Source organism: Polaromonas sp., from assembly GCF_018780625.1.
GTDB lineage: Bacteria > Pseudomonadota > Gammaproteobacteria > Burkholderiales > Burkholderiaceae_C > Polaromonas.
Genome location: NZ_JADMJK010000154.1, coordinates 1 through 4,240 on the forward strand (window position 1 = coordinate 1; position 4,240 = coordinate 4,240).

Here is a 4,240-nt window from a genome sequence, read left to right on the forward strand (position 1 = left end):
CCGGCAATGGCCGGGCCGGGGCACACGCCGCACAGGCCCCAGCCCACGCCGAACAATGCGGCGCCCACGGCGGTGTCGCGGTTCCAGACGCTGGGGTGCTTGTGAAAGTGGTCGTCCAGCAGCGGCCGGGCGAGCAGGCGCGGCGCCAGCTTGTAGGCCAGCAGTGCCACCATCACGGCGCCGCCCATCACCAGCATCAGGCCGAAATCCTCGAAGCGCAGAAAGCTCAGCACCACTTCGGGCCGGATCATGCTGGAATACGACAGGCCAAAGCCAAACAGCGCGCCTGCCGCCAGCGTGGCCAGCGTGCCGGCAAGGGTCTTGTTTGGCGCGCTCATGGCAGCCACCGTGCGGCCAGATTGGCCGTCAGGAAGGCGGTGGCCATGAAGGTCAGCACCGCCATCAGCGACGGCAACTGCAGCGAGCCCAGCCCGCAAATGCCGTGGCCCGACGTGCAGCCGTTGCCCAGGCGCGCGCCGTAGCCGACCAAAAATCCGCCGATCAGCAACTGCCATGCCGGCACCGCCGTGGCTTCCGGCTTGCCGCCGGCAAAGCCCAGCCACCACACCAGCGCGCCCAAGATCAGCCCCAGCGCATACACCAGCCGCCAGCCGCGCGAGTCCACAAACCGCGCCTGCTGAAAAAACGGCCGGCGCACCACAAAAGACCAGGTGCTGGAGAACACCGTGCTCATGCCGCCGATGCGACCCGTCAGCACGAACAGCAGTGCCACCCCCGTGCCAATAATTACCCCGCCCAGCAGATAGTGCTGCCAGCCGAGGGGAAAAAGAGAAAGAGAAAGGTTCATGGTTCTGGATTATCCGTGGAGGGGTTCACTGGCATGGGGCCCGCCTTGCAGGTCCACACCAGCAAGAGGTTGTTGGCCGGCATGGCGTGCCGTGCTGAAAGGCGCAGCCCAGCGCCAGCGGCCACTTGCGCAACGTCTTCCAGGCGGCGAATGCCCCAGGCCGGGTTTTGCGCGCGCAGGCTTTGGTCAAACGCCCGGTTGCCGTCAGCGGTGGGTACATCATCTTCCAGGTAAGGCCCGTAGGTGATGAGCCTGCCGCCTGGCGCCAGGTGCCGGGCGCTGCCTTGCATCAGCGCGGCACAGGTGGCCCAGGGGGCGATGTGCAGCATGTTGGCGCAGTAAATCAGATCGAACCTGGGTTCGGGCTGTGTACCGCACGGCAGCCAGCGCGGCGCCATCACGTCCAGCCGCAACGGTGCGCGCACAGGGCTTGCCCCTTGCGGGGCCCGCGATGCGGCCATGGCGTTCAGCGCTTCGGGGTCTGCATCGGTGGGCTGCCAGGTCCAGTGGGGCAGGCCAGCGGCAAACCAGGCCACATGCTGACCCGTGCCCGAGGCAATCTCCAGCGCGCTGCCGCGTTCTGGCAGCACCTGGAGAAGCACGTCGAGGATGGCCTGCTTGTTGCGCTCTGCGGCGGGGCTGAACATGAGCTGGCTGTGGGAAGCAAGGAGGGTAGGGACCGTCGTTGCGCTCAAGGCAGGATCACGATGGCGCCGGTGGTCTGGCGGGCCTCGGCGGCGCGGTGGGCTTCGGGCAACTGGTCAAGCCGAAAGCGCGCGCCTATGGTGGCCCGCACCGCGCCGCTGGCCATCGCTGCAAACACGTCGGCTGCGTTCGCGCGGAAGGTGGCGGCATCGGCGTTGTGCGGAAAGACCGAGGGCCGCGTCAAAAACAGGCAACCTTTCTTGTTGAGCAGCTCCGGATCAATCGCCGGCGCCGGGCCAGAAGCCGCGCCGAACAGCACCACCATGCCAAACGGCGCGGTGCAGTCCAGCGAACCCATGAAGGTGTGCTGCGCCACCGAGTCGTACACCACGCGCGCCTTGCGCCCGCCGGTGGCTTCAATCACCTGTGCCACCCAGTCGGGCTGGGTGTAGTCGATGCAGGCCTCGCAGCCGGCCTGGCGGGCCAGTTCGCACTTGGCCGCCGAGCCTGCGGTGCCTATCACGGTGGCGCCCAGCGCCCTGGCCCAGCTGCACAGGATCAGGCCCACACCGCCCGCGGCGGCATGCACCAGCACCACGTCGCCTGGCTGCACGGGGTAGGTCTTTTTGACGAGGTACTGCGCCGTCATGGCCTTGAAGAAGATGGCCGCGGCGTCTTCGTCGCTGATGCCCGCCGGGATCCTGACCAGCTTGGCCGCCGGCACATTGCGCCGGTCGGCATAGGCGCCCACGCCCGCGTTCATGTAGACCACATGGTCGCCCAGCTGCAGGTCTGTCACGCCTTCGCCCAGCGCTTCCACCACACCGGCGGCCTCGTGCCCAAGCCCGGTGGGCGTTGGCAGCGGGTATTTGCCGGCGCGCTGGTAAATGTCGATGTAGTTAAAGCCAATGGCCGTCTGGCGCAATTGCACCTCGCCCGGGCCGGGGGCGGGCAGATCAAGCGTGGCCAGGCGCATGACCTCGGGGGCGCCGAATTCGGTGAGCTGGATGGAGCGTGCAAGTGTCATGGTGGGGCTACTTCAAAAAATTTGTAATTAAAACATGATGCGTAGCGCAGCGGGTTGCTGCTTCGGCGCGTGGGCCACAGGGCACCCTGGCGCGGGCGAACTTGCCCGCTTCAGACCTGGTGTTTAAACCCACATCAAGTGAAATGGAAAAGGAATGTGCATTTTCAGCTGCGTGGCGCGCAGTTTTATCATGCCCTCAATGCCTTGTTGCCCCATTGCCTTATGGCAAGGCCCGATTCTGCAATCTTGCGCCTGAAAGAAACCCTCCCATGACCCCTGAACAGCAAGAAGCCCTCCTTTGCATCGCCCTGTTGGCCGCCTTTGCCGATGGCCGCAAGGCCGATGCGGAACGCGAGGAAATTCGCCGCATCGCGGATTCCCTGTCCACTGAAGCAGGCGCGCCCAACCTGTCGCGGCTGTACCAGGACGTGCTGCTCAAGCGCGTCAGCGTGGCGGCCGCAGTGCAAAAACTCACCGACCCCAGCCACCGCCAACTGGCCTACGAAATGGCGGTTTGCGTCTGCGATGCCGATGGCCAGCAGACTGACGCGGAGCGCCGCTTCCTGGCCGATTTAAGGGGGCAGCTCGCGATAGACCCGGCCAAGGCACAGGCCTTTGACGCGCAGGCTGCCGCCCTGGCCGAAGTCAACCCGCCCGACACGGCCGTTCCCACGCCATCACCGGCCATTGCGGCGATTGCCGCTGTGCCGTCCACCGTCAATGACGCCGAACTGGACCGCTCCATCCTGAACCACGCGCTGGTCAATGGCGCGCTCGAGTTGCTGCCGCAGTCGTGGGCGTCCATGGCCATCATTCCGCTGCAGGTCAAGATGGTCTACGGCATCGGCAAGGCCCACGGCGTGACGCTGGACCAGGGTCATATCAAGGAATTCATCGCCGCCGCCGGCGTGGGCCTGACGTCCCAGTACCTGGAGCAATTTGGCCGCAAGCTGCTGGGTGGCCTGTTCGGCAAGCTGGCGGGAAAAACCATAGGCAAGGTCGGCGGCGCCGGCACCGGCATGGCGTTTTCGTTTGCCACCACCTACGCGCTGGGTCAACTGGCCAAGCGCTACTACGCCGGTGGCCGGGTCATGAGCACCGCGCTGCTGCGCGAAACTTACCAGGGCCTGCTAGCGCCCGCCAGGCAACTGCAAACCCAGTACCTGCCGCAGATCCAGCAAAAGGCGGCGACGCTGGATGCGGCCCAGGTCATGGCGCTGGTACGCGGCGGCTGAAGCCAGGGCTTCAACGTATGTCTTCAATCGCATGCCGCTTGTCGGGCACCTGCGGTGTGATCAGCGCGTAGCCCTGGTTTTGCCAGTGGACCAGTTCGGTCATGGCGGACGGTGCGATTTCAATGAAGGGCTGCAGGTCCGCTTCGGTGTAGCCGTAGTCCTGCATCGCCAGGCCGCAAATCCTGAACTTCACACCCTCCGCCGCGTAGTAGCGCATGCGCTGCACCACCTCCTGGTATTTTTCTTCGTTCTTGCGCGCGACCGTCACAATTTCGGTGCCGTGCAGCAGCACGATGATGCGCATGTCATCGGCAAACAGGCTGTAGGGCGCTTCAGTCAGCGGGTTGACCAGCGAGCGCAGCCAGTACAGCGCCGAGCCCATTTTGGCCGGACTGTCCAGGTACATGTCAAACAGAACCTTCGGGTTGGCGTAAGGGGTTTGCACCCGCTTGCCCTGCGCCAGGGCCGGCGCTCCCGCCACCAGCCCCAGGGCCAATGTCACCAGCAAGGCGCGGCGGCGTGCAT

The 4,240-nt window shown here is 65.5% G+C and carries 6 protein-coding genes; 1 reads left to right on the top strand and 5 read right to left on the bottom strand.

Annotated elements, in window-relative coordinates; genetic code table 11:
* The 4 genes from IV091_RS12705 to IV091_RS12720 all read right to left on the bottom strand — a co-directional run.
* Positions 1–338: DUF6691 family protein (locus IV091_RS12705; protein ID WP_293469267.1), on the bottom strand; the 338-nt coding region annotated here is incomplete at its 3' end.
* Positions 335–808, bottom strand: a complete 474-nt coding sequence (locus tag IV091_RS12710) for a YeeE/YedE thiosulfate transporter family protein (protein ID WP_293469269.1) — start codon at positions 806–808, stop codon at positions 335–337. The genes IV091_RS12705 and IV091_RS12710, both read right to left, overlap by 4 nt.
* The gene (locus IV091_RS12715; RefSeq protein ID WP_293469271.1) at positions 805–1,455 is read right to left on the bottom strand and encodes a DUF938 domain-containing protein; all 651 of its coding nucleotides are present in this window, start codon (positions 1,453–1,455) and stop codon (positions 805–807) included. The genes IV091_RS12710 and IV091_RS12715 overlap by 4 nt, the downstream gene beginning before the upstream one ends.
* A 44-nt stretch (positions 1,456–1,499) precedes the next feature.
* Positions 1,500–2,480: a quinone oxidoreductase gene (locus IV091_RS12720; RefSeq protein ID WP_293469273.1), complete on the bottom strand. Its 981-nt coding sequence runs from the start codon at positions 2,478–2,480 to the stop codon at positions 1,500–1,502.
* Between the two features lie 269 nt (positions 2,481–2,749).
* Here IV091_RS12720 and IV091_RS12725 point away from each other — a divergent pair, with 269 nt between their 5' ends.
* Positions 2,750–3,715 (top strand): DUF533 domain-containing protein, encoded by a 966-nt coding sequence (locus IV091_RS12725; RefSeq protein WP_293469275.1) that lies wholly within the window; start codon positions 2,750–2,752, stop codon positions 3,713–3,715.
* Positions 3,716–3,725: 10 nt separating this feature from the next.
* Here the strand turns inward: IV091_RS12725 and IV091_RS12730 are convergent.
* The coding region (locus IV091_RS12730) for a DsrE family protein (RefSeq protein ID WP_293469277.1) at positions 3,726–4,240 on the bottom strand (515 nt) is incomplete at its 5' end.